The sequence below is a fragment of the Kribbella sp. NPDC050470 genome (genome assembly GCF_044458365.1).
Taxonomy (GTDB): domain Bacteria; phylum Actinomycetota; class Actinomycetes; order Propionibacteriales; family Kribbellaceae; genus Kribbella.
Genome location: NZ_JBITHV010000005.1, coordinates 375,193 through 398,408, shown reverse-complemented (window position 1 = coordinate 398,408; position 23,216 = coordinate 375,193). Strand labels below are relative to the sequence as shown.

Annotated in this window: 21 protein-coding genes and 1 pseudogene; 17 read left to right on the top strand and 5 right to left on the bottom strand. The window is 68.2% G+C overall.

Annotated elements, in window-relative coordinates; all coding sequences use genetic code 11:
• Positions 1-222: 222 nt before the first annotated feature.
• The gene (locus ACIBGM_RS17115) at positions 223-2,178 is read right to left on the bottom strand and encodes a M13-type metalloendopeptidase (protein ID WP_360533420.1); all 1,956 of its coding nucleotides are present in this window, start codon (positions 2,176-2,178) and stop codon (positions 223-225) included.
• Between the two features lie 135 nt (positions 2,179-2,313).
• Between ACIBGM_RS17115 and ACIBGM_RS17110 the strand changes: the two genes are divergently transcribed.
• Positions 2,314-3,249, top strand: coding sequence for an SMP-30/gluconolactonase/LRE family protein (locus ACIBGM_RS17110; protein ID WP_360533423.1), 936 nt, complete (start codon positions 2,314-2,316; stop codon positions 3,247-3,249).
• Positions 3,250-3,360: 111 nt separating this feature from the next.
• Positions 3,361-4,293, top strand: a complete 933-nt coding sequence (locus ACIBGM_RS17105; RefSeq protein WP_396386122.1) for an SMP-30/gluconolactonase/LRE family protein — start codon at positions 3,361-3,363, stop codon at positions 4,291-4,293.
• Here the strand turns inward: ACIBGM_RS17105 and ACIBGM_RS17100 are convergent.
• Together ACIBGM_RS17100 and ACIBGM_RS17095 are read right to left on the bottom strand one after the other, a co-directional pair.
• The gene (locus ACIBGM_RS17100; RefSeq protein ID WP_360533429.1) at positions 4,290-4,583 is read right to left on the bottom strand and encodes an HU family DNA-binding protein; all 294 of its coding nucleotides are present in this window, start codon (positions 4,581-4,583) and stop codon (positions 4,290-4,292) included. The two genes, ACIBGM_RS17105 and ACIBGM_RS17100, sit on opposite strands and share 4 nt — an antisense overlap.
• A gap of 161 nt (positions 4,584-4,744) precedes the next feature.
• Positions 4,745-5,536, bottom strand: a complete 792-nt coding sequence (locus ACIBGM_RS17095; RefSeq protein WP_360533432.1) for a phytanoyl-CoA dioxygenase family protein — start codon at positions 5,534-5,536, stop codon at positions 4,745-4,747.
• Between the two features lie 73 nt (positions 5,537-5,609).
• Between ACIBGM_RS17095 and ACIBGM_RS17090 the strand changes: the two genes are divergently transcribed.
• The 9 genes and pseudogenes from ACIBGM_RS17090 (at position 5,610) to ACIBGM_RS17050 (ending at position 13,060) form a co-directional block, all read left to right on the top strand.
• Positions 5,610-6,413 (top strand): helix-turn-helix domain-containing protein, encoded by an 804-nt coding sequence (locus ACIBGM_RS17090; RefSeq protein WP_396386220.1) that lies wholly within the window; start codon positions 5,610-5,612, stop codon positions 6,411-6,413.
• A gap of 83 nt (positions 6,414-6,496) precedes the next feature.
• Complete coding sequence (locus ACIBGM_RS17085; RefSeq protein WP_360533438.1) at positions 6,497-7,519, top strand: LCP family protein; 1,023 nt, start codon at positions 6,497-6,499, stop codon at positions 7,517-7,519.
• Positions 7,516-8,370, top strand: coding sequence for a YndJ family protein (locus ACIBGM_RS17080; protein ID WP_396386121.1), 855 nt, complete (start codon positions 7,516-7,518; stop codon positions 8,368-8,370). The genes ACIBGM_RS17085 and ACIBGM_RS17080 overlap by 4 nt, the downstream gene beginning before the upstream one ends.
• Entirely contained in the window at positions 8,370-8,933 is a 564-nt protein-coding gene (locus ACIBGM_RS17075; protein WP_360533444.1) for a DUF1990 domain-containing protein, read from the top strand. Before ACIBGM_RS17080 ends, ACIBGM_RS17075 begins: the two co-directional genes overlap by 1 nt.
• A 149-nt stretch (positions 8,934-9,082) precedes the next feature.
• Positions 9,083-9,556: a YcxB family protein gene (locus ACIBGM_RS17070; RefSeq protein WP_360533447.1), complete on the top strand. Its 474-nt coding sequence runs from the start codon at positions 9,083-9,085 to the stop codon at positions 9,554-9,556.
• Between the two features lie 53 nt (positions 9,557-9,609).
• Entirely contained in the window at positions 9,610-10,161 is a 552-nt protein-coding gene (locus ACIBGM_RS17065; RefSeq protein WP_360533450.1) for an AAA family ATPase, read from the top strand.
• 49 nt (positions 10,162-10,210) lie between these two features.
• Positions 10,211-10,888: a uracil-DNA glycosylase gene (locus ACIBGM_RS17060; protein WP_396386120.1), complete on the top strand. Its 678-nt coding sequence runs from the start codon at positions 10,211-10,213 to the stop codon at positions 10,886-10,888.
• An 864-nt stretch (positions 10,889-11,752) separates the two neighbouring features.
• Positions 11,753-12,091, top strand: a pseudogene (locus tag ACIBGM_RS17055) (5-oxoproline transporter, DUF979 family subunit); the annotation flags it as partial.
• Positions 12,092-12,100: 9 nt separating this feature from the next.
• The gene (locus tag ACIBGM_RS17050) at positions 12,101-13,060 is read left to right on the top strand and encodes a DUF2891 family protein (RefSeq protein WP_396386119.1); all 960 of its coding nucleotides are present in this window, start codon (positions 12,101-12,103) and stop codon (positions 13,058-13,060) included.
• On the opposite strand, the gene ACIBGM_RS17045 is transcribed toward ACIBGM_RS17050, so the two are convergent.
• The gene (locus ACIBGM_RS17045; RefSeq protein ID WP_360534169.1) at positions 13,005-14,792 is read right to left on the bottom strand and encodes an ABC transporter ATP-binding protein; all 1,788 of its coding nucleotides are present in this window, start codon (positions 14,790-14,792) and stop codon (positions 13,005-13,007) included. The two genes, ACIBGM_RS17050 and ACIBGM_RS17045, sit on opposite strands and share 56 nt — an antisense overlap.
• Positions 14,789-16,444: an ABC transporter ATP-binding protein gene (locus ACIBGM_RS17040; RefSeq protein ID WP_360534171.1), complete on the bottom strand. Its 1,656-nt coding sequence runs from the start codon at positions 16,442-16,444 to the stop codon at positions 14,789-14,791. Before ACIBGM_RS17040 ends, ACIBGM_RS17045 begins: the two co-directional genes overlap by 4 nt.
• Positions 16,445-16,590: 146 nt before the next feature.
• Here ACIBGM_RS17040 and ACIBGM_RS17035 point away from each other — a divergent pair, with 146 nt between their 5' ends.
• Genes ACIBGM_RS17035 through ACIBGM_RS17010 form a run of 6 tightly spaced genes read left to right on the top strand, consistent with a single transcriptional unit; the run spans position 16,591 to position 23,209 of the window.
• Positions 16,591-17,778: an ROK family transcriptional regulator gene (locus ACIBGM_RS17035; protein WP_360534173.1), complete on the top strand. Its 1,188-nt coding sequence runs from the start codon at positions 16,591-16,593 to the stop codon at positions 17,776-17,778.
• Between the two features lie 8 nt (positions 17,779-17,786).
• Positions 17,787-19,115: an ABC transporter substrate-binding protein gene (locus tag ACIBGM_RS17030; RefSeq protein WP_396386118.1), complete on the top strand. Its 1,329-nt coding sequence runs from the start codon at positions 17,787-17,789 to the stop codon at positions 19,113-19,115.
• On the top strand, positions 19,115-20,056 hold the full coding sequence (locus ACIBGM_RS17025; RefSeq protein ID WP_396386117.1) for a carbohydrate ABC transporter permease: 942 nt from the start codon (positions 19,115-19,117) through the stop codon (positions 20,054-20,056). The genes ACIBGM_RS17030 and ACIBGM_RS17025 overlap by 1 nt, the downstream gene beginning before the upstream one ends.
• A gap of 11 nt (positions 20,057-20,067) precedes the next feature.
• Entirely contained in the window at positions 20,068-20,952 is an 885-nt protein-coding gene (locus ACIBGM_RS17020; RefSeq protein ID WP_396386116.1) for a carbohydrate ABC transporter permease, read from the top strand.
• Positions 20,949-22,205, top strand: coding sequence for a 6-phospho-beta-glucosidase (locus ACIBGM_RS17015; RefSeq protein ID WP_396386114.1), 1,257 nt, complete (start codon positions 20,949-20,951; stop codon positions 22,203-22,205). Before ACIBGM_RS17020 ends, ACIBGM_RS17015 begins: the two co-directional genes overlap by 4 nt.
• Positions 22,202-23,209: an N-acetylglucosamine kinase gene (locus tag ACIBGM_RS17010; protein ID WP_396386113.1), complete on the top strand. Its 1,008-nt coding sequence runs from the start codon at positions 22,202-22,204 to the stop codon at positions 23,207-23,209. Before ACIBGM_RS17015 ends, ACIBGM_RS17010 begins: the two co-directional genes overlap by 4 nt.
• Positions 23,210-23,216 lie beyond the last annotated feature (7 nt).

The following is a 23,216-nucleotide window of genomic DNA, read 5'->3' as shown; positions in this document are numbered from 1 at the left end:
CGTGTGGGGTGGGCTTGTGGGTTGATTGGTACGCCGGACTGCCGGGCTATCGGGTGGTGGTTGTCAGGTGGCTAGTCGGCTACCAACCCGCTCGGGGTTCTGGTGGGTGTCCGAGCCATCGGCTTCTACGACAGGCCAACCGCACGATCGACTAGACCCCGGCAAGCCCGCCGCGCTGAGACGGCGAGCTGCCGGGTTGCCAGTAGACCGAAACCGGTCGAGTTACCAGATGCGGACTCGGTTTTCGGGGGCTAGCCACATGGTGTCGGAGTCGGTGGTGTTGAAGGTGGTGTGGAAGGCGTCGATGTTCTTGACGACTGCGTTGCAGCGGAACTCGGGTGGGGAGTGGGGGTCGATGGCGAGGCGGCGGGCGGCTTCTTCGGGGCGGGTTTTGGTGGACCAGGCGGTGGCCCAGGAGAGGAAGAACCGCTGGCTGCCGGTGAGGCCGTCGATGACCGGGGGCTCGGCGCCGTCCAAAGACAGCTCGTAGGCGACGTACGCGATCGACAGGCCGCCCAGGTCGCCGATGTTCTCGCCGAGGGTGAGCTTGCCGTTCACGTGCTGGCCGGGCGTCTCGGCCGGCGAGAGGGCGTCGTACTGCGCGACGAGTTTGTCGGTGCGCTGCTCGAAGGCGGCCCGGTCGTCGTCGGTCCACCAGTCGTTGATGTTGCCGTCGCCGTCGTACCGCGAGCCCTGGTCGTCGAAGCCGTGGCCGATCTCGTGCCCGATCACCGCGCCGATCGCGCCGTAGTTGACCGCGTCGTCGGCGTCCAGGTCGAAGAACGGCGGCCGCAGGATGCCCGCCGGGAAGACGATCTCGTTCATCCGCGGGTTGTAGTACGCGTTGACCGTCTGCGGCGTCATCTTCCACTCGGTCCGGTCCACCGGCTGCCCGAGCTTGGCCAGCTCACGCGCGGTCTCGACCGCGACCGACCGCCGCACGTTGCCGAACAGGTCGGCCGGGTCGGTCTCGAGCGCGCTGTAGTCCTTCCACTTGTCCGGGTAGCCGATCTTCGGCACGAACGCGGCGAGCTTGTCCAGCGCGCGCTGCCGAGTCTCCGGCCCCATCCAGTCGAGCGCGTCGATCCGCTGCCGATAGGCCTCGACCAGGTTGGCCACGAGCTCGACCATCCGGGCCTTCGCCGCCGGCGGGAAGTGCTCGGCGACGTACAGCCGGCCGAGCGCCTCACCCAGCGCGGACTCGACCACGCCGACACCGCGCTTCCACCGCTCGCGCAGCTCAGGCGCACCGGTCAGCGTCTTGCCGTAGAAGGCGAAGTTCTCATTGACGAAAGCTGAGCTCAGCAGCGGCGCCGCGTCGTGCACGATCCGCCAGCTCAGCCACTCCTTCCACCGCTCGAGCTCGACCTCCTTCAGCGCACCCGCGGCCGCCGTGAAGAAGTCCGGCTCGCGTACGACGACCTGCTCGACAGCAGTCGCCGGTACGCCGGCACCCTCGAGCCACCGCGACCAGTCGAACCCGGGAGTCAGCTCGTCGAGCCCACCCCGGTCCAGCTTGTTGTAGGTCAGCGTGACATCGCGATCCTTGACCCGGTCCCAGTGCCCAGAGGCGATCCGGGTCTCGAGCTCCATGATCCGCTCGGCGGCTCCCGCCGGGTCGGGCAGTCCGGCCAGCTCGAGCATCCGCGCGACGTGCGCGACGTACGCGGTACGGATCTCGGCGAACGTGTCCTCGCGGTAGTAGGACTCGTCGGGCAGGCTGATCCCACCCTGCATGAAGTACACGATGTACTCGTCGGACTTCTTCGCGTCGGCGTCGATCCAGGTGTGGAACACGCCGGACACGCCCTGCAGCTCGAGCGTGCCGAGCGCGGCGACCAGGTCGCCGGTGTCGGCGATCCCGCGGACCAGCGCGAGCTGGTCGGCGATCGGCTCGGCGCCGAGCCGCTCGATCGTCTCGGTGTCCATGAAGCTGCTGTAGAGGTCGGCGACCTTGCGCGCCTCACTGCCTTCCGGATGCCCGGCCGCGACGGTCTTCTCGACGATCGCGCGGACGTCCTGCTCGGCGGTGTCCGACAACGCGTGGAAGGCGCCGTAGATGGCCTTGTCCGCCGGGATCTCGTGCTGTTCCAGCCACGGCCCGTTCGCGTGTCGGTACAGGTCGTCCTGCGGCCGCACCGTCTCGGACAGACCCGAAATGTCGATCCCTGCAGTCATCCCAGCCCCTTGCCTGAGTTCGCCTGATGTTGCTGTCAGCGACAGTACCCGGTGTCCTCGGCGACCGCTCTGAACTATCCACAGGCCCCTACCGTTGATCTGGTAAACACATCGGATCAGGAGGGACCCCCGCCCATGCCACGCCTCGTCCGTAGGCTCACCGCCGTCCTCAGCGTCCCGGCGCTGATGCTCGGCTTCGTCAGCACCTCGGCCTCCGCGCAAACGACCACGTTCCCCACCCGCATCGAGTTGCCGAACGGCTTCCAGCCGGAAGGGATCGCGATCGCCCGCGGCACGGCGTACTTCGGCTCGCGACTCGACGGCGACATCTACGCCGCCGACCTGAAGACCGGCCAGGGCAAGGTGATCACCGAAGGACCCGGAACGGGTTCGCTCGGCCTCAAGGTCGACCACCGCGGCCGGTTGTTCGTCGCCGGCGCAGCCGGTGGCAACGGCCGCGTCATCGACACCCGCACCGGAACGGTGCTCGCGAGCTACACCTTCACCACGACCGCACCGACCTTCGTGAACGACGTCATCGTCGGCAAGGACGCGGCCTGGTTCACCGACTCCCGCAAGCCCGTCCTCTACAAGGTTCCGCTCGGCCGCGACGGCAGTCTGCCCGCTCAGTCCGCGGTCCAGACCATCGCGTACAGCGGCGACTACCAGCACGTCCCGGACGTCAACAACGCCAACGGCATCGCGCTCACCCCGGACGGCAAGGCGCTGATCATCGTCCAGTCGTCGACCGGTTCGCTGTTCCGTGTCGACGCCAGCACCGGCGCGACGCGCAAGATCGACATCGGCAGCGCCGTGATGACGAACGGCGACGGCATCCTCGTCATCGGTACGACGCTCTACGTCGTCCAGAACCGCCTCAACAAGATCGCCGTACTCAGCATCGACCCGTCCGCCACCGAGGGACAGCTGGTCCGCGAGATCACCAGCGCGGACTTCGACGTACCGACCACTGCGGCAGCCTTCGGGTCCCGGCTGTACCTGCCGAACGCTCGCTTCACCACGACGCCGACTCCGGACACGCCGTACTGGGTGACCGCCGTCCAGCGCTGAACCGTTCCCGCGTGCGGCTCGTTGTCATAAGTTGAAGGCACAACGAGCCGCACGTCGGCCGTCTGGGGCACTGCGCCGACTCCGCGGCAGACACCGGGGAGGAACCTGCTCATGCCACGCCTTGTTCGCCGACTGGGGATCACCCTCGCGCTGCCTGCGCTGATCCTCGGGCTGGTCACCACACCGGCCTCGGCCCACGCCGCCAAGTCGTTCCCGACCAGAATCGAGCTACCCAACGCCTTCCTGCCGGAGGGCATCGCGATCCGCAACGGCATCGCCTACTTCGGTTCCCGCGCCGACGGGGACATCTACGCCGCCAACCTGCGGACCGGCGAGGGCGAGGTGATCAGCCAGGGTCCCGGTACGCCGTCCGTCGGGCTGAAGGTGGACAACCGCGGCCGGCTGTGGGTATCCGGCGGCCCGGCCGGCAACGCCCGCGTTGTCGACTCGCGCAGCGGCGACATCCTCAGGACGTACACGTTCGCGACGGCGCCGACGTTCGTCAACGACGTCATCCTCGGCTTCGGTGCCGCCTGGTTCACCGACTCGCAGAAGCCGGTGCTCTACATGGTGCCGTTCGGCAAGCACGGCCAGCTGGCTCCACAGTCCGCCGTACGCACGATCCCGCTGACCGGCGACTACGTGCACCAGCCCGGGTTCAACCTCAACGGCATCGCACTGACGCCGGACCGCCGCGCGTTGCTCGTCGTGCAGTCCAGCACCGGCTTCCTGTTCAAGGTGAACCCCTGGACCGGTGTGACGAAGCGAGTCGACCTCGGCGGCGCACTGATGACGAACGGCGACGGCCTGCTGGTGCTTGGCCGGACTCTGTACGTCGTGCAGAACCAGCTCAACCAGGTCGCGGTCGTCAGGCTCAACAGCTCCGGCACTCGGGGCACGCTGGTCCGCACGATCACCAGTCCGGACTTCGACATCCCGACCACGGTTGCCGCCTTCGGCAAGCGTCTCTATCTGCCGAATGCGCGCTTCAACACCCCGCCGACACCGGACACGCCGTACTGGGTGACCGCAGTACGGCGCTAGGAGATAGTGCGCAGGTCGCCACGGGCCGCGGCCTTCAGACGGCTGCCGCAGGACAACCGGACGGAGTAGCCGGCCGGGATGGACAGCGGCTCGCCGGTCTGGGGGTTGCGGCCGGTGCGCGGCGCACGCATCACCCGCTCGATGCTGAGCAGGCCGGTCAGCGACACCTTGTCGCCCTTGTGCACCGCCTCGGTGACGACGTCGCCCAGCGCGTCGAGGACCTTCTCGGCCTGGTTCCGCGGAATGCCCGCCTTCTGCGCCACGCCGGCGACCAGCTCGCTGCGATTCACGGCTCTCCTCAGACTCGTGCCGCCGGGACGGCACCTCAGCCGCCGTACCGGTCGATCGCCAGCACCTTAACCGAAATGATTGTCGTTAGCGAGAAGCATCCGCATTTCGGTCAACCCCGGCATCACGGGAACTTTGCCGCCTCTGTGGTCGTCGATGAGGCTCACAGCCCGTCCTGGTCGTGCCAGTGGTTCTGCCAGCGACCGTCGATCGCGTCGTCGGCCCGCTGGTAGCGGATGTCGGTGGACAACCGCATGTCCGTCGACACGTTGTCGAGGGCCGCATGGACGGTGTGCGCGGTGTGGATGACCACGTCACCAGCTGCGTAGTCGGTGACGAGCCAGCGCGCGTCGTACTCGTCCGCCAGCCCCGGCAGGTCCGCAGTGATCGACGCAGCCGGCCGCTTGCGCAGTCCTGACGCCTCCTCCTCGAGCACGCGGTGGTGACTGCCTTCCAGGTACGTCAGGCCGCCGCGGGCGACCGGACAGTCGCCCAGCGGGATCCACGCGGACAGCACCTGGTCACTGCCTCCTCTGAGGTACACCAGGTCGTAGTGCGCCTGTGTCGCCGTACCGATGCCGTTCTCACCTGGCGCGGTCTGCCGGATGATCTTCCGCCGGTGCAGGAACGTCTCCGCACCCAGGAACCATTCGAACCACCCGCGAAGCGCCGGCTGCGTGCAGAAGGCGGCGTACTCCGGCCCCGGCACGATCTGGTCGAACAGCACCCTCCGGTACGACGCCCGATCGGTGACGCCACCAGTCAGCCCGAAGTAGTGCTGCCGAAACCCCAGCACGGTCGAGGGATCCAGCAGCCCGGTCAGATACAGGTATCCGTCTTCGTGCAGCCGCTCCTGCAACCGCGGCAAGTCCCTGCGTTCCCGGTCCGGTACGACGCTCAGCTCGCCGAGCCGGCGGTCGGACTCGTCCAGCACATATCCGTTGGAAGTCAGCACACCACCCATTCCACCCGGCGACGGCCGACAACTGGAATGGACACCGACGACCCATTTCTTGGACTCTTGTCACGTGCCGAACTGGTCGACCTACCTGACTCCAGGGATCCCTGAACGAGAACTTGGACTCTTCTGCCTCGGTGTCGGCGAGCAGGAGAACCCAAAGGGACCCACCCCAGAACGCGCCCTCGGCTGTCACGCCCTCGTCTGGATCAAGGAGGGACGCGGCCACCTCTTGCACGGCCCAGACCGCCAACTGTCCGAGATACATGCGCCGGCCATGCTCTGGCTCTACCCGGGCGTGCTGCACGGCTACCGGCCCACCACGCGCTGGCGGCAGTCCTGGACGCTCTTCAGCGGCCCAGCCACCGCAGCACTCACCACACTGGGCCACCTCGATCCCAGCCAGCCAGTACGGCGCTACTCCGATCCACGGCCCGTCGACCGCGCCTTTACTCGGCTGCTGCGCGTCAGCACCGCGCACAACGCCGTACAGACTGTTGCTGCGCTCTATGACCTCATCGCGCAGGCTGCACCGCCACCTGACGACGACGTGGCTGCACAGCTCACCGCGCTGGCATGCAAGCCGCTGAGCGTTCAGGACTATGCCGCAGAGCTCGGACTGACCGTGAGAGAGCTGCGCGAGGCGGTACGCCGTACCACTGGCTCCACGCCGCAAGAACTGGTCCTGACCACAAGACTCAACACGGCAAAGGCTCTCCTGGCCGAGGAGGACCTGTCCGTCGCAGCCGTCGCACGGCAGGTCGGGTACGACGACGCCGCCTACTTCACCCGGTTGTTCACCGCTCGTGTCGGCTTGTCACCGCGCGCGTTCCGGCGCTCTGGTTCGATTTCCGGCCGGATTTCCTCCTTCTGAAGGAGGCGCGATCGACTTTCTGACCGGTAGAACCGTTCAGTGGGGTGACGTGAGCGGCACCGAACCCCGATACGGTCGTGGGTATGAGTCAACCGCAGCCCATCGACCCGCGCTACGTGAACCGGCCGCCGGCCAAGCCGAAGAAGAAGCGGAACTGGTTCCTCCGGACCGTCGGACTGATCGTCCTGCTGTTCGTCCTCATGCTGATCGCGGTCCCGCTGTACGCGTGGAGCCGGATCGACAAGATCGACGCGATGCCGACCGGCGACCGGCCGGCCGACACACCCGGAACGACGTACCTGATGGTCGGCTCGGACAGCCGCGACGACCTCAGCCGGGCCGAGCGCGCCCGGCTGCACACCGGCGGAGAGGCCGGCGCCCGGACCGACTCGATCATGCTGATGCACGTCCCGGAGTCCGGCCCGACCGTCCTGCTGAGCATCCCGCGCGACAGCGTGGTCGACGTCCCCGGCCAGAAGAACAAGCGGAAGATCAACGCCGCGTACGCGATCGGCAAGGGCAACCCGGCGCTGCTGATCCAGACCATCGAGGGCGCGACCGGGCTACGGATCGACCACTACGTCGAGATCGGCTTCGGTGGTTTCGCCTCGATCATCGACGGCGTCGGCGGCATCGAGATGTGCTTGCCCAAGGCAATGAAGGACGACGACGCGCACATCGACCTGCCGGCCGGCTGCCAGGAACTCGACGGCGTCAACGCGCTGGGGTACGTCCGCTCCCGGAAGGCCGACGGCAAGAACGACTTCGGCCGGGTGGAGCGGCAGCGCCAGATGGTCGGCGCGGTCGCGAAGAAGGTCGCGTCGCCCTCGACGTTCCTGAACCCGGTGCGCTTCTACAACGTCTCGACGAAGGGCGTCGACGCGCTGACTGTGGACAAGGACATGGGGCTGTTCGACTTCGGCAAGTTCGCGCTCGGGATGCGGGCGATCTCCGGCAGCGGCGGCGTCACGCTGACCGTGCCGATCGGCGACGACAGCTACCGGACGGCGCAGGACGGCATCGGCGTGCGCTGGGACCGGACCAAGGCGCTGGCCCTGTTCAAGGCACTCAAGGAGGACAACACCAGCGGCCTGAAGAGCAGTTGATCACGCTCGTCCATGCAGTGGTGAGCCTGGGCATGCTCGTCATCGTCCCGCTCGGGCTCACCCTGCTACCTCGGCGGTTCGACGTCACCCTGTCGCCCGGGCGGCTCGCGCTGACGCGGCGGGCGGTCCGAATCGACGGCCAACGCTGGTGGTTCTTCTTCGCAGTGCCCGGCGTGATCTCGCTCTGGCTCCCCCGCGGCCCGGCATCGATCGCCCTGGCATCGATCTACCTGGCCGGCACCCTCGTCCTGATTGCACTCGCCGTCCGCGACCTGCTGCGGCACAAGCGCTTGCACCCGCGCGAGATCGCGCTCTACACCGCGCTCGCGACCCCGTCGATCGCCGCACTCGCGCTGGTCGCCGAACGATCGTCGTACGCACTGTTCGGCTTCAACCTGACGGTCCTCTCGCTCACCGTCGCGCACTTCCACTTCGCCGGCTTCGCGGCCGCGCTCATCGCCTACCTCGTCGCCGGCGACGCGACGACTTCGACCAAGGCAGCCGCGATCAGCGTGCCGGTCGGCACGGGCATCGTGCTGCTCGGGTTCTTCCTCGGCGACCCGGTCGAGCTCGCCGGGGCCGCCGTACTGACGGCCGGCATGTGGCTGGTCGGGTGGAACCTCTGGCGCCGATCACGTGCGGCCGACCGGGCGACCGCCGTACTGCTCGTCGTCTCCGCCGCCGTGCTCGTCGTCACCATGCTGCTGGCGGTGACCTGGGCCTTGGGTCATGTGGTGGCGACGCCCTACCTACCGTTGGAGTGGATGGTCGCCACGCACGGGCTGGCGAATGCGGTCGGCTTCGCGCTCTGCGGGGTACTGGCCTGGCGACGACTCGGGAAAGGAACGTGATGAAGCTCGAGGACCTGGACAGCCTGCGGTTCTCGTACGACGTGGTCGGATCCACCCGGTACGACGAGACGCCGCCCGGCTACCACCGGATGGAGTACAAGGCCCGGCTCGGCGCCGGCGACGAGGTGTTCCGCCGCGCCGGCGAGGCCCTGCTGACCTGGCGGATGCACCGCACCGCAGGCCTCCCGATGACCGCCACCGACACCCCCGCGACCATCGGCACCAACACCCTCGGCCGCCTGGGCGCCGGCATGCTCATCGGCCGCCTCCGCACCGCCCTGCCGATCGGCCAGCTAGGCCTCCCGGTCCCCTGCCGCGTCGTCTGGACCGTCGACGAGCCCGACCGCATCGGCTTCGCCTACGGCACCCTCCAAGGCCACCCCGCCTCCGGCGAAGAGTCCTTCGTAGTCACCCGCGAACCCGACGGCATCCACATCACCATCCGCGCCTACAGCCGCCCCGCCACCTGGTACACCCGCCTCCCCGGCCCTCTGACCCGCAAAGCCCAAACCCAAGCCGCCCACCGCTACGCCAACGCCCTCCGCCGCCTCGCCACCCCATAGCAAAGGCCCCGCAAGCTCATACCTTTGCGGGGCCGCGTCCTTTGTACCGTGGCCGACAAGACCTGCGGCTGACCGACACGCAAACACGACAAGTCGATCGGCCGACCCGCGCTAGGCTTCGGCGGCACACCTACGGTGGGAAGGCCTCGATGAACATCAGTGCCGTTGTCGAAGTGAACGTCTGGGATCGCGTGCGGAACTCGAGGCGCCAATCGCCCGGGTTCACCTGGTTCTTCCGGCTGCTCGGCGTTGGCTACCTCGTCTGGGTCATCGCCTTCGACCTCCCTGTCCCGTACCTCCTCGTCGCGGTGGTGGCCGGCCTCACGCCTGAACTGCGCGGCGCGGTCACGCATCTGCGGTCGCGGAAGTACGGGCGTACGTACACCTATCTCGTGACCGATGAAGGCATCAACATCCGCACACGTCTGACCAACCTCGATGTTGCCTGGGAGGCCATCACCCACTGCAGGGAGACCGAGCGGCACTGGGTGCTGCGGTTCCCCGGCGGTGGACTCCTCCACGTGCCCAAGCACGCACTCGGCTCAGCAGACCGGCAGGCCATCCGGGAGGTTCTGGCCCGACATCGGCTGATCAAGGGCGCACAGCCACGAACCACTGCCTAGCGAACGCAAAATGCGATTGCCGGGCTGTGATCGGGTTGGCACGATGGCCGGCCATGAACAGCGTTGGTACGGCGGACTGTCTGCTGGTGACCGGGATGCCTGGGGCCGGGAAGTCGACTGTGACCAGGCTGGTTGCCCAGCGGCTGGAGCGTTCCGCACGGCTTGACGGCGACGAGTTCAACGCGATGATCGTGAACGGGTTCGTCTGGGCGCTGGGCGAGCCCGCCGACGAAGCGGCGCGCCAAGTGGAACTCCTGCACCGCAACCTGTGCGCGCTGGCGAACAACTTCTCCGATGCCGGCTTCACGCCCCTGATCGACGCGATGATCCCGTCCCGCGCGAAGCTCGACTTCTTCCTCGATCGCCTCACCACCCGACGGGTCCTGCTGATCGTCCTTGCACCCGGCATCGACGTCTGCCAGTACCGCAACACCATCAGGGATCCGCGCGACCGGTTCGACTTCGACGGCTACGAGGCCCTCGAAGCAGACATGAAACGCGAGCTCGGCGACGCCGGCTGGTGGTTGGACACCTCGTCGCTGACGCCCGACCAAACCGCCGACCACATCGTCCGCGAAGCAGGCCACCGCGCCGTCGTGAACTGACAGCGACCCGGGATGCGGGATGGGGGTCGGTGCTGCGAGACTGTGGCGGGTGAGTCCCAAGACGTTGACGGATCTGGTGGCGCCGGACTGGGCGGAGGCGCTCGCGCCGGTCGAGGACACGGTCGCGAAGATGGGCGAGTTCCTGCGCGCGGAGATCGCGGCCGGGCGGCCGTACCTGCCGGCGGGCGAGAATGTCCTGCGCGCGTTCCAGCGACCGCTGCAGCAGGTGAAGGTGCTGATCGTCGGCCAGGACCCGTACCCCACACCCGGACACCCGGTCGGCCTGAGCTTCTCGGTCGCGCCGGACGTGCGCCCGATCCCGCGAAGCCTGGCCAACATCTACCGCGAGCTGATGGCGGACGTCGGCGTACCGGCCCCCTCGAACGGCGACCTCACCCCCTGGGCCGACCAGGGCGTGCTGATGCTCAACAGGGTCCTCACCGTCCAACCCGGCAAGTCCGGCGCCCACCGCGGCAAAGGCTGGGAAACCGTCACCGAGCAAGCAATCCACGCCCTCGTGAACCGCGACGGCCCGCTCGTCGCCATCCTCTGGGGCCGCGACGCCCAAACCCTGAAGCCCATGCTCGGCAACACCCCGTACGTCGAATCCGCCCACCCCAGCCCCATGTCCGCCGACCGAGGCTTCTTCGGCTCCCGCCCCTTCAGCCGAGTAAACGCCCTCCTCGCCGAACAAGGCGCCGCCCCGGTCGACTGGCGCCTCCCCTAACCCTCGCGCAAGGCGCCACCCCAGTCGGCCGGCGCCTCCCGTAGCCCTCGCGCAAGGCGCCGCCCCAGTCGTCTGGCACCTCCCCCACCCCTCGCGCAGGGCACCGCCCCGGTCGGCCAGCGCCTCCCTAGCCCTCGCGCCGATCTCGCCGCACCGCAGCAGCGTCACGGCCCCGCGCCCCACGCCCCACTCCCGCGCCGCCGCCAGCGTCCCGCCCCCCGCGCCCCCGGCGACGCTCCCCGACTCAGCCCACGCGAGGGGATATCCGGTGGTGTTGTGCCTTCTCCCTCGATACGCGAGAGGAGAAGGCACAACACGGACGGACATCCCCTCTTGTGACGGATGTGTGGGCGCGGGTTGAGCGAGCGCCGGCCGTTGGGTTGGTGGGATTCGGCTGTCGAGGGGCGGACCGCCAGGCCATCACAATCGGCTGGCGTCGGCGGTGCCAGGCAGAGTGCCGGGTTATAGGTGGTGATTGTGATGGCCTGGCGGTCCGCAGCATCGGGATCCCTTCGCGGGGTGGCATGGGTGCGGCTGACAGCGTCGACCGCCGAAAGCGCAAGGAACTGCCGCCGCCGAGCGGTATCCGATCGCGTGTCCGCCATCTGTCGCCGAGTACCTGACCCAGTTGACCGGCTCCGCGCCCCGCCGAAGGCGCACACAATCAGCCGCCGCCGGAGGCGGTGTCCCTTCGCGTGCCCACGGGTCCACCGACGAGTGCGTGAGCGTGGATGACGACTGGTACGCCCCGCCGGAGGTGGCAAAGGCAGTCGCCCCGAAGTCGACTGCCGACGCGTGGCCGCGGTCCACTCGCCGACCACGTGGGCGGGGTTTGCGGCTGAGCGGGTCGCCGAAGGCGCAAAGGGCTCGCTGATCGCCGCGGTCGCGCTCTACTGCATCGGCATGGCGGTCTTCACGATCATCATGGGCAACGCGTTCGCCGCGTTCCCGGTGATGACGGCGGCGGTCGGCTGGCCGCTGCTGGTCGAGCAGTTCGACGGCACCCCGGCGATCGTGTTCGCGATCGGCATGCTGGCCGGCTTCTGCGGCACCCTCTGTACGCCGATGGCCGCCAACTTCAACCTGGTCCCAGCAGCGCTTCTCGAGATGAAGGACCAGTACGGCCCGATCAAGGCCCAGATCCCGACCGCGGTCCCGCTGCTGGCCTGCAACATCGTCCTGATGTACGTCTTCGCCTTCTAAGGAGTGCAGATGAAGTACGCCGCCGCCTGGGCACGGATCGCCTGCGAGGTTCTCGAAACCCCCTACCCGTACGGCGCCTCGCACGCGTCGCACGGCCCGGACGACGTCGACGTGACCCCGCAGCGGTTGCATCCCGCCTTCCACGGCTCGTACGACTGGCACTCCAGCGCACACATGCAATGGTCCCTGGTCCGGTTGCTCACACTCGCACCGGACCAGGTCGGCCGGCGCCCCGCAGACCTCCTCGACCAACGGCTCACTCCCGAAGCGATCGCGACCGAAGCGGCGTACCTGCGCGACCGGCCGTCGTACGAACGCCCCTACGGCTGGGCGTGGGCGGCCATGCTCGCCGCGGCGGGCAAGGACAGCTGGCCGCTACAACCGCTGGCCGACACCATCGCCGACCTCGTCCTCGGCTGGCTGCCGCGCCAGGCCTACCCGGTCCGGCACGGCGTCCATCTGAACACCGCGTTCGCCCTCGCCCTCCTCCTCGAGGCGTACGGCGACCTCGCCCGCACCGACGTGGTCGAGGCGATCCGAGAACGCGCGATCGAGTGGTTCGGCCAGGACACGGCGTACGACACCCGCTTCGAGCCGTCCGGCACCGACTTCCTGTCGCCGGCGCTGACCGAGGCCGAACTGATGCGACGCGTCCTGAAGGAGGACGAGTACAAGACCTGGCTGACCGCGTTCCTCCCAGGCCTCGGCACCGACCAGCACCAGCACCTGCTCAAGGTCGCGGTCACTGACGACTCGGGCGACGGTCAACTGGCGCACCTGTCCGGTCTGGCGCTCGCCCGGGCCTGGCAGTTGCGCACAATCGCGCCAGCGCTGCCTGACGTCGTGGACACGCTACGAGCAGGCGCCGATCGTCAGGTCGCGGCCGTCCTGCCGACTGTGACCGAAGGCGGCTTCATGTCGACGCACTGGCTGGTCTCGTTCGCCCTGCTGGCAACGCTTGCTGAGTAGTACCCGTCCAGCTGTGCCAGAGCTGGGCATACCAGCCTCCGTCGGCCAGCAACGACTCGTGCGTACCGGACTCGACCACCCGCCCATGGTCGAGTACGACGATCCGGTCCGCCTGCTCGGCCTGCGTCAACCGGTGCGCCACGACCAACGTCGTACGCCCCTCCGTCGCAGCCGCACTCGCTCGCTCCAGCTCACGCGCACCCGCACTACCTGCCTCCGCCGTGGCCTCATCCAGTACGGCGATGGGCGGGTCAGCGAGCACGAGTCGAGCAAACGCGACCTGCTGTGCCTGTGCACCCGTCAGCTGATGCCCGTTCTCGCCCACGACCGTGTCGAGCCCGTCAGGTAGCGCACGCACCCACGCCGACGCACCAACCCGATCCAGCGCTTTCGAAACCTCATCATCGGTCGCCGAAGCCCGGGCCAGCCGTACGTCGTCCACCAACGGCCCGGAGAACACGTGGACCTCCTGGCTCAGCAGAGCGACCTGTGCACGAGTCCGATCCTCACCAAGCTCACGCACATCCGCCCCACCGAGACTCACCGCACCGGCAGTAGGCGTAAGCACTCCCGCCGCGATAGCAGCCAGCGTCGTCTTCCCAGCACCTGAAGCACCAACCAACGCAACCCGCTCACCTGGTTCGAGCCGCAAGGAAACTCCAGCGAGCACCTCCGGCCCGTCATACGCGTGCCCGACGTCCACAAGCTCCAACGACGCGTCAACTGGCGTACGCCCGACCGGCGGTTCTGAGACCGCTGGAATCTCCAGTACGCCGGCCAACCGCGCCAGCCCCGCGGACGCGGTCTGGATCTGGTCGAACTCCATCAGCAGCATGCCGATCGGGTTGAACAGCCGGTGGAAGTACAACGCGGCCGCAGTCACCGCACCGACGCTGACCGCGTCGTCGCGGACCAGGTAGAACCCGGCGACCAGGATCGCGGTCAGGCCGACGAACTCGGCGTGGTTGATCCGCGACGAGAAGAAGCTGAACAGCTTGAAGACCTTGAGCGACAGGTCTCGCGCAACCGCCGAGGTGTTCTCGATCTTGCCCAGCTGCACGTCCTCCAGCCGGTACGCCCGGACCGTCGCGCTGCCGCGCAGGGACGCGATGATCGCCTCGGACCGCTCACCCATCGCCACCCGCTCGTCGCGGTAGAACGGCGCCGAGCGTGGCAGGTACCACCGCAGCGCCCACACGTACATCGGCAGGGCGAGCAGTCCGGCCAGTCCGAGCCGCCAGTCCAGTGCAAACATGCCGACGGTGGTCAGTGCGATCGTCAGTGAGGCCGACAGCAACGCAGGCCCGACCTCGGTCAACGCTGCTGCGACAGACGCCACGTCGTCGCCGACCCGGGACAGCAGGTCGCCTGTGCGCACCTTGTCGAGCACCGGAGCCGGCAGCTGCAGCGCCCGGTCGACCACCTTCTCCCGGATCCGCGCCAGCACTGTCTCGCCCACGTGGGCGACCAGGGTGACGCCAACCGCAGTCAGCACACCAGAGACCAACGCTGCACCGCCGATCACCAGCACCACCCGTACGACGGCCGATCGGTCGGCACCAGCTGCGATGTCGTCGACCAGCACACCGAGCGCCCACGGCGCGACCAGCCCGGCAGCACTCGCCACCGTGATCACCAAGGCTGCCACCACAGACAGGCCGGGCAGCCGGCGGATCTCCTGCCACAGCACGGCCCACGTCGCCCTCGGTCCAGCGACCGGCAACAGGCTCATCGCAGCACCGCTTCCTGGTAGGTGGCGTCGGCGGCGGCCAGCTCGGCATGGATGCCTTCAGCAACCACCGAGCCATCCGACACCACGATCACCCGGTGCATCTTGCCGAGCAGCGCCGGGCTGCTGGTCAGCACCAACGTCGTGAGTCCTTCCCGCACCTCAGCGAGCCCCTCGGCCAGCAGCTCCTCGGTCACCGCGTCCACCGCCGTACTGGGGTCGTGCAGCACCAGCACCGGCGGCTCCGCCAGCAGCGCCCGAGCCAGACCGAGTCGCTGACGCTGTCCACCCGACAGCGACTGACCACGGTCGGCCAGCGGCCGGTCGAGCTCGTCGATCAGGTCAGCAGCACCGGCCGCGGCCATCACCCGCTCCAACTCTCCCGAGTCGACGAGCAGGTTGCTCCGCAGCGTCCCCTCGAACAGGTCGGTGTCGTGCTGCTCCAGCAGGACAGTCCGTCGTACCGCGTCGATGTCGAGCTCCTCGATCGCCGTACCACCGACGAGCAGCTTGCCGGTGTGGTCAGGCGCTCGGCCCGCCACGACAGCCAGCAACGCATCAGCATCCCGGGGGTCGTAGCACAGCACTCCCACCAGCTCACCGGGCCGCAGTGTCAGATCCACCGAGGACAGCGACTTGTAGGAGACGTCCACCAGCTCCAGCAGGGGCTTCGCCGGGTCCAGCGTCGTCGCCGTTCCACTGGCAATCAGCGGTGGCGACGACAGCACGGATGCCAACCGGCCGGCCGATGCACGCGCCATGGCCGCCACCTGGCTCGCATAGCCCAGCGACCCGACCGGCTCCGCGATGAACTGCGCGAGGCCGACCACAGTGATCAGCTCGCCGATCGTGATCCGGTCGGTCAACGCGAAGTACCCAGACACACCGGCGACGGCCGCTAGCAGCAGTCCGCTCAGCGCAGTGGTCACACCGTCCTGCAGCCCGTTGGTAGAGGCCGCACGCAACGTGGCTCGCAACGTCTCCTGACTGGACCGCCGATACCGCTCAGCCGCGTTGTGCTGCGCGCCGATCCCCCGCAACGTCCGCAGCCCGCCGACCAGGTCGGTGGCAAGCGCAGTCGTCTGCGCGACCGCCTCCTGCTGCGACGACGTACGCCGGGTCAACAGCGGAGACAAGGCCTGAATCCCCAGCACCAGCAGCGGTACGCCGATCAGCACCCCAAGCCCCAGTGGTACGTCGACCAGCAGCAGCGACACCGACGACACCACTAGCGCCGTCGTCGCCGCGAACCCGATCGACACCGCCCGCATCATCAAGGCGGCCTTCTCGGCATCGGACGTCGCGATCGACAGCAGCTCACCGGACCGCAGGCCGGTGCGATGACCCCGCGGGTCCAGCACTCGACCGGCGATCTCCAGGCGCAGCGCATGCGTCTCGTACTCGATCGCCCGCACCACCTGGCGAGCACCGGTCTTCCAGGCGTTCGACAGTACGGCGAACAGCACGACCATCATCAGCACACACCAGAGCAGCGGCTCGACGTCGCCGCTGGCCACTGCCCGGTCCACGAAGATGCCGATCGCCACCGGCACGGCCGCCTCGGTCGCCTGGTGCAACGACAGCACCAGCACGCCGGTGATCATCCGCCCACGATGCCGCCGTACGGCGCGCCACAAGAGTTCCCCACTCGACATAGTTAGGCAACCCTAACCCAGCCGAACCGATTGACACCGCCGTCAGTCCGCCGTACGGTCTCGCATCAATAGGAAACTTTCCTAACAGTTGACCCAGTTCAGCGAGCCGACCACATAACAGCGGCGGAGGGAGGCAGGGTTATCCCATGGCAACCACACCCGGAACTCCCCGCCTGCTCCGCGCGATGAACGACCGCGCCGCCCTGGACCTGCTGCTCGCCCAGGGCCCGCTGTCCCGCACCACCCTCGGCAACCTCACCGGCCTGTCCAAGCCGACCGCGTCCCAGCTCCTCGCGCGGCTGGAGGCGGCCGGACTGGTCCGCGCCAGCGGCACGACCGCCGGCCGGCCGGGTCCGAACGCGCAGCTGTACGAGATCAACGGCGGGATCGCGTACGTCGCCGGTCTCGACGTGACCCCGAACCGGATCCGCTCGGCGGTCGCCGATCTGACCGGCAAGGTCGTCGGCAGCTACGAGCTGCCCACGCCTGGCCGCAGCGCCAAGGGCACGGTCGAGCGGGTGCTCAAGGCGATCGACGGCGCGGCCGGTGAGGCCGGGATGAGCCGCGGCCGGCTGCACCGCGTCTCGATCGGCACCCCAGGCGGTTTCGACCCGACCACCGGCCGGCTGCGGTACGCCACACACCTGCCCGGCTGGCACTCGCCACACCTGCTCGACGAGCTGGCCGCGGCGATCGCGGTACCGCTGGAGGTCGAGAACGACGTCAACCTCGCGGCCATCGCCGAGCAGCGGGTCGGCCACGCCAAGGACAGCGACAACTTCGTCCTGCTCTGGGGCGAGGAAGGCATCGGCGCCGCGGTCGTGATCAACGGCCGCCTGCACCGCGGCGCTACTGGCGGCGCAGGCGAGGTTGCGTTCCTGCCGCTGCCCGGCACGCCGCTGGTCCGCAACGTCGGCCGCAACAACGCCGGCGGCTTCCAGGAACTCGCCGGTGGCGAACCGGTCCTCAAGCTGGCCCGCGAGCACGGCCTCAAGGCACGTACGGCGGAAGCCGCCATCGCGACCGCACTCAAGACCGAGGGCGCCGGCGACGCCGTGCTGACCGAGTTCGCACACCGGCTGGCCGTCGGTCTGGCCGCGATCGTCGCGGTCGTCGACCCCGAGTTGATCGTGCTCGCCGGCGGCGTCATCACTGCCGGCGGAGAACGCCTGCGCGGCCTCGTCCAGGACGAGCTGGCCGACCTCGCCGTACCGCGCCCGCGGCTGCTGATGACCGCGATCACCGACGATCCGGTCCTGGCCGGCGCCCTGCAGTCCGCGCTGACCACCACCCGAGACGAAGTCTTCGACACCGCAGGTCCACCCATCTCCTAGGAGTACGGATGCCAAGCTTCAGCCGAGCACTACTGGCCACCTTAGCCGTTGCACTGCTCGCCACCGCCTGTACCGGTACGTCGACCGCGCCGCAGGCCAGTGACGACGCCACCAAGGACGTCACCATCACCTTCTGGCACGGCTGGAGCGCGCCGGGCGAGGTGGCCGCGATCAACGCGAACATCAAGGCGTTCGAGGCGAAGCATCCGAACATCCATGTGAAGGCCGTCGGCAACATCAACGACGACAAGATCAAGCAGGCGCTGCGAGCCGGCGGACCGAACGCGCCGGACGTGGTGTCCTCGTTCACCACCGACAACGTCGGCACGTTCTGCCAGTCGAACGTGTTCGCGGACCTGAAGCCGTTCCTGGACAAGTCCGCTGTCGACCTGGACAAGACCTTCCCGAAGGCGCTGCAGGACTACACGCAGTTCGAGGGCAAGCGGTGCACGCTGCCGCTGCTGAACGACGCGTACGGCCTGTACTACAACAAGGACGCCTTCAAGGCCGCGGGGATCACCGCGCCGCCGAAGACGCTGTCCGAGTTCGACGCCGCGGCCAAGAAGCTCACCAAGGTCAAGGGCGACTCCTACAGCCAGCTCGGGTTCATGCCGAACTTCCATGGCTACGAGTCGACCACCACGCACTTCGCCGCCCAGTGGAACCCGACGTACTTCACCGGCGACGGGAAGTCGAACCTGGCCGCCGACCCGGCGTTCGCGAAGATGCTCAGCTGGCAGAAGAACCTGGTCACCGAGCTCGGCGGGTTCGCCAAGCTGGAGAAGTACCGCGCCACCTTCGGTGACGAGTGGGGCGCGAAGAACCCGTTCCACACCGGCCAGGTCGCGATGGCGATCGACGGCGAGTGGCGGCTCGGGATGGCCAAGGACGCCGGCGTGAAGTTCGACATCGGGGTCGCGCCGTTCCCGGTCCCCGACGACCAGGCCGACAGCTACGGCAAGGGTTACCTGTCCGGCACCATCATCGGCATCGCGAGCACCAGCCAGAAGCAGAACGCGGCCTGGGAGCTGATCAAGTACATGACCACCGACACCGACGCCGTGGTCAGCTTCTCGAACGCGATCCACAACGTGCCGTCGACGCTCGAGGCGCTGAAGTCGCCGAAGCTGGACGCCGACCCGAACTTCCGGACCTTCCTGGAGATCGCCCAGCACCCGAAGAGCAGCACCACGCCGGCCAGCCCGAACGGCGGCGCGTACCAGCTCAGCCTGCAGGACTTCGGCTTCGCCTACGAATCCGGCAAGGTCACCGACCTGGCCGGCGGGCTGGCCAAGACCGACCAGCAGATCGACAAGGACCTGGCGCAGGTCAAGTGATGGTGCCGGCAGGCCTGCGACAGAAACGCCGCCGGGAAGCCGTCCGCAACGTCGCGTTCCTCTCCCCCTGGCTGATCGGCGTCAGCGTCTTCTTCCTCTACCCACTGATCTCCACCGTCTACTTCAGCTTCATGCGGTACGACGGTTTCACCCCGCCGACCTGGACCGGCCTGAGGAACTGGCAGTACGTCTTCACCGACTACCCGTTCTTCTGGCCGGCGCTGCGGAACACCCTCTGGCTGGTCGTCGTCATGGTCAGCCTGCGGGTGGTCTTCGGGCTCGGCATCGGGCTGCTGATCACCAAGGTCAAGACCGGCGCCGGGTTCTTCCGGACCGCGTTCTACCTGCCCTACCTGGCGCCGCCGGTGGCCGCGACGATGGCGTTCGCGTTCCTGCTCAACCCGGGCACCGGGCCGGTGAACAACATCCTTGGCAGCATCGGGCTGCCGCAGCCGGGCTGGTTCAACGACCCGCAGTGGTCCAAGCCGGCCCTGACGATGCTCGCGTTGTGGGGTATCGGCGACCTGATGGTGATCTTCATGGCGTCGCTGCTCGACGTGCCGAAGGAGCAGTACGAGGCCGCGTCGCTGGACGGAGCGGGCCCGTGGCAACGGTTCCGGTTCGTCACGCTGCCGAACATCTCGCCGATCGTGCTGTTCGCGGTCGTCACCGGCGTGATCCAGACGATGCAGTACTACACCCAGCCACTCGTCGCCGGAAAGGTGGCGAGTGGCGTGATCGGTGGCTCGGGGCAACAGTTCGAGCCGGGCTATCCGGACAAGTCGACGCTGACATTGCCGCAACTCGTTTATCACTTGGGATTCCAGCGGTTCGACACGGGCGGAGCGTCCGTGATCGCGCTGGTGCTGTTCGTGCTGGCGATGGTGTTCACCGCGTTCCTGATGCGCCCCGGCAGCGGCTTCCTGGCGACCAACGACTGAGAGGAGCATTCATGACCATCTCCGTTGCGGCCGCGCCGATCGGGATCACGTCGGCTGCCCGGGCGGCACGCCGTACCAGGGTGCTGGAGTGGGTCGCGGTGCACTCGCTGGCGATTGCGGCGGCGTTGTTCTTCGTGCTGCCGTTCCTGTTCGTCTTCCTGACCGCGGTGATGAGCGATCAGCAGGCGCTCACCCGGGACCTGTGGCCGAACAGCTGGCACTGGGAGAACCTGCGGACAGTGTGGGAGACCCCGGGATTCCTGACCTGGTGGAGGAACACCCTGATGTACGCCGGTCTCGGCACGGCGCTGACGTTGTTGTCGAGCATCCCGGTGGCCTACGCGCTGGCCCGGTTCAAGTTCCGCGGGCGGAACCTCGCGCTGATGCTGGTCATCTCCACGATGATGCTGCCGCCGCAGGTGGTGATCGTGCCGATGTACCTGTTCTGGGCCAAGCAGCTGCACCTGTCCGGGACGCTGTGGCCGCTGATCATCCCGATGGCGTTCACCGACGCGTTCTCGGTGTTCCTGCTCCGGCAGTTCCTGCTCACCATCCCGAAGGACTACGTCGACGCGGCGAAGGTCGACGGCTGCGGTGACTTCAGGGCGCTGGTCCGGATCGTGCTGCCGATGGCGAAACCGGCCGTCGCCGCGGTCGCGCTGTTCCAGTTCTTCTACTGCTGGAACGACTACTTCGGTCCACAGATCTACGCCAGCGAGAACCCGGCGGCCTGGACGCTCAGCTACGGCCTGGAGTCGTTCAAGGGCGCCCACCACACCAACTGGAACCTCACCATGGCGGCCACGCTGCTGGTGCTGGCGCCGGTGATCATCCTCTTCTTCTTCGCCCAGAAGGCCTTCATCGAAGGCGTCACACTCACAGGGGTCAAAGGTTGAAACTCACAGTCGTAGGCGGCGGATCCACCTACACTCCCGAACTCGTCGACGGCTTCGCCCGGCTGCGTGACAGCTTGCCGGTGACCGAGCTCGTCCTGGTCGATCCAGCCGCCGACCGGCTCGAGCTGGTCGGCGGCCTGGCCCGGCGGATCTTCGCCAAGCAGGGCCATCCCGGTCGCGTGGTCACCACGACCGATGTCGATGCGGGCATCGATGGCGCGGACGCCGTACTGCTGCAACTGCGGGTCGGCGGGCAGGCCGCTCGGAACGAGGACGAGACATGGCCGCTGGAGTGCGGTTGCGTCGGCCAGGAGACCACGGGAGCCGGCGGGCTCGCGAAGGCGTTGCGGACTGTTCCGGTGGTGCTCGACATCGCCGAGCGGGTACGGCGTACCAACCCGGACGCGTGGATCATCGACTTCACCAACCCGGTCGGGATCGTGACACGGGCGCTGTTGTCGGAGGGACACAAGGCGGTCGGGTTGTGCAACGTGGCGATCGGGTTCCAGCGACGGTTCGCTTCGTTGCTGGGGGTCGAGCCGGAGCAGGTGTCGCTGGATCACGTGGGACTCAACCACCTGACGTGGGAGCGCGCCGTACGCGTTAACGGCGAGGACGTGCTGCCGAAGCTGCTCGCTGACCACGCGGCCTCGCTGGCTGACACTTTGAAGCTGCCGGCGGACTTGCTCCAGCAGTTGGGCGTGGTGCCGTCGTACTACCTGCGCTACTTCTATGCACACGACGAGGTCGTGCAGGAGTCGCTGACGAGGCCGTCGCGGGCGGCCGAGGTGGCTGCGTTGGAGGAGCAACTGCTGTCGCTCTACGCGGATCCGTTGCTGGACGAGAAGCCTGCATTGCTCGAGCAGCGGGGTGGGGCCTACTACTCCGAGGCTGCGGTCGCGCTGGCGTCGTCGCTGCTGAACGACACCGGCGACGTCCAGGTCGTGAACACGCTGAACAGCGGCACGCTGCCGTTCCTCCCGGACGACGCGGTGATCGAAGTACCGGCCGTGGTCGGCGCCAGTGGTGCGCGACCGTTGCCTGTGGCACCTGTCGAGCCCTTGTACGGCGGTCTGATCAGTCACGTCACGGCGTATGAGGACCTGGCCCTGGAGGCTGCTCTGAAGGGCGGCGCCAAGCGGGTGTTCAACGCGCTGCTGGCGCATCCCCTGGTCGGGCAGGTCTCGATCGCGCGCGAACTCACGGACAGGCTGCTGGCGCACAACTCGGCGTACCTCCCGTGGGCCCGATGATCGTCCCAGGCGGCGTGCTCGCCTTCGACGCCGGCAACAGCAAGACAGACGTCGCCCTCGTCGCCGCCGACGGATCGGTCCTCGGTACGGCGCGCGGCGGCGGATTCGAGCCGCAGATCATCGGAGCCGCCGCGGCAGTCGCCGGACTCGAGCCCCTCGTGATCGCCGCAGCCGCGGCGGCCGGGTTCGAGGTCGGCGACGTACCGCTGGTCCTGCAGGTGTCCGCGTGCCTGGCGAACGCGGACCTGCCGATCGAGGAGGAGTGGCTGGCGGATGCCATCGACTCCTATGGGTGGGCGGAGTCGGTGCACGTCACCAACGACACTTTTGCGTTGTTGCGGGCCGGCGTCGACGAGCCGCTCGGGGTGGCTGTGGTGTGTGGTGCGGGGATCAACTGCGCGGGCCTGCTGCCCGACGGGCGGACCGCGCGGTTCCCGGCGCTCGGCAAGCTGACCGGGGATTGGGGCGGTGGGCAACAACTCGCCGAGGAGGCGATGTGGGCCGCCGCCCGGGCCGACGACGGACGTGGGCCGGCGACCGCGCTGGTCACCGCGTTGTCGTCGCACTTCGGCGTCTCGTCGCTGACCGCGCTGTTCGAGGGCCTCCACCTCGGCGACATCCCGGCGTCGCGAAAGCTGGAGGCGACACCGGTCCTGTTCCAGCTCGCGGCTGCGGGTGACGCGGTCGCGGCTGCGATCGTGCGGCGTCAGGCCGAGGAGATCGTGTCGATGGCGACCGTGGCTCTCCGGCGGTTGGACCTGCTGGACGAACCGGTGCCGGTGGTGCTCGGCGGTGGCGTGTTGACTGCCGGTCACCCGTTGCTGGTCGACACCGTCGTACACCTGCTTTTCGAGGCCGCTCCGAAGGCGGTGCCGCAGGTGGTCGACGTACCGCCGGTGGTGGGGGCGGCACTGCTAGGGCTTGACCAGATCGGCGCGCCACTGGAGGCCCACGCAGAACTGCGGGCCGCGTTCCTGCTTGAACGGAGTTCTGTAGAGGTGTAATTATGAT

Coding starts and splice junctions, on each gene's coding strand:
- ACIBGM_RS17115 (WP_360533420.1), bottom strand. CDS start 2,178: ATGACTGCAGGGATCGACATTTCGGGTCTGTCCGAGACGGTGCGGCCG.
- ACIBGM_RS17110 (WP_360533423.1), top strand. CDS start 2,314: ATGCCACGCCTCGTCCGTAGGCTCACCGCCGTCCTCAGCGTCCCGGCG.
- ACIBGM_RS17105 (WP_396386122.1), top strand. CDS start 3,361: ATGCCACGCCTTGTTCGCCGACTGGGGATCACCCTCGCGCTGCCTGCG.
- ACIBGM_RS17085 (WP_360533438.1), top strand. CDS start 6,497: ATGAGTCAACCGCAGCCCATCGACCCGCGCTACGTGAACCGGCCGCCG.
- ACIBGM_RS17075 (WP_360533444.1), top strand. CDS start 8,370: ATGAAGCTCGAGGACCTGGACAGCCTGCGGTTCTCGTACGACGTGGTC.
- ACIBGM_RS17070 (WP_360533447.1), top strand. CDS start 9,083: ATGAACATCAGTGCCGTTGTCGAAGTGAACGTCTGGGATCGCGTGCGG.
- ACIBGM_RS17065 (WP_360533450.1), top strand. CDS start 9,610: ATGAACAGCGTTGGTACGGCGGACTGTCTGCTGGTGACCGGGATGCCT.
- ACIBGM_RS17050 (WP_396386119.1), top strand. CDS start 12,101: ATGAAGTACGCCGCCGCCTGGGCACGGATCGCCTGCGAGGTTCTCGAA.
- ACIBGM_RS17045 (WP_360534169.1), bottom strand. CDS start 14,792: ATGAGCCTGTTGCCGGTCGCTGGACCGAGGGCGACGTGGGCCGTGCTG.
- ACIBGM_RS17040 (WP_360534171.1), bottom strand. CDS start 16,444: ATGTCGAGTGGGGAACTCTTGTGGCGCGCCGTACGGCGGCATCGTGGG.
- ACIBGM_RS17035 (WP_360534173.1), top strand. CDS start 16,591: ATGGCAACCACACCCGGAACTCCCCGCCTGCTCCGCGCGATGAACGAC.
- ACIBGM_RS17030 (WP_396386118.1), top strand. CDS start 17,787: ATGCCAAGCTTCAGCCGAGCACTACTGGCCACCTTAGCCGTTGCACTG.
- ACIBGM_RS17025 (WP_396386117.1), top strand. CDS start 19,115: ATGGTGCCGGCAGGCCTGCGACAGAAACGCCGCCGGGAAGCCGTCCGC.
- ACIBGM_RS17020 (WP_396386116.1), top strand. CDS start 20,068: ATGACCATCTCCGTTGCGGCCGCGCCGATCGGGATCACGTCGGCTGCC.
- ACIBGM_RS17010 (WP_396386113.1), top strand. CDS start 22,202: ATGATCGTCCCAGGCGGCGTGCTCGCCTTCGACGCCGGCAACAGCAAG.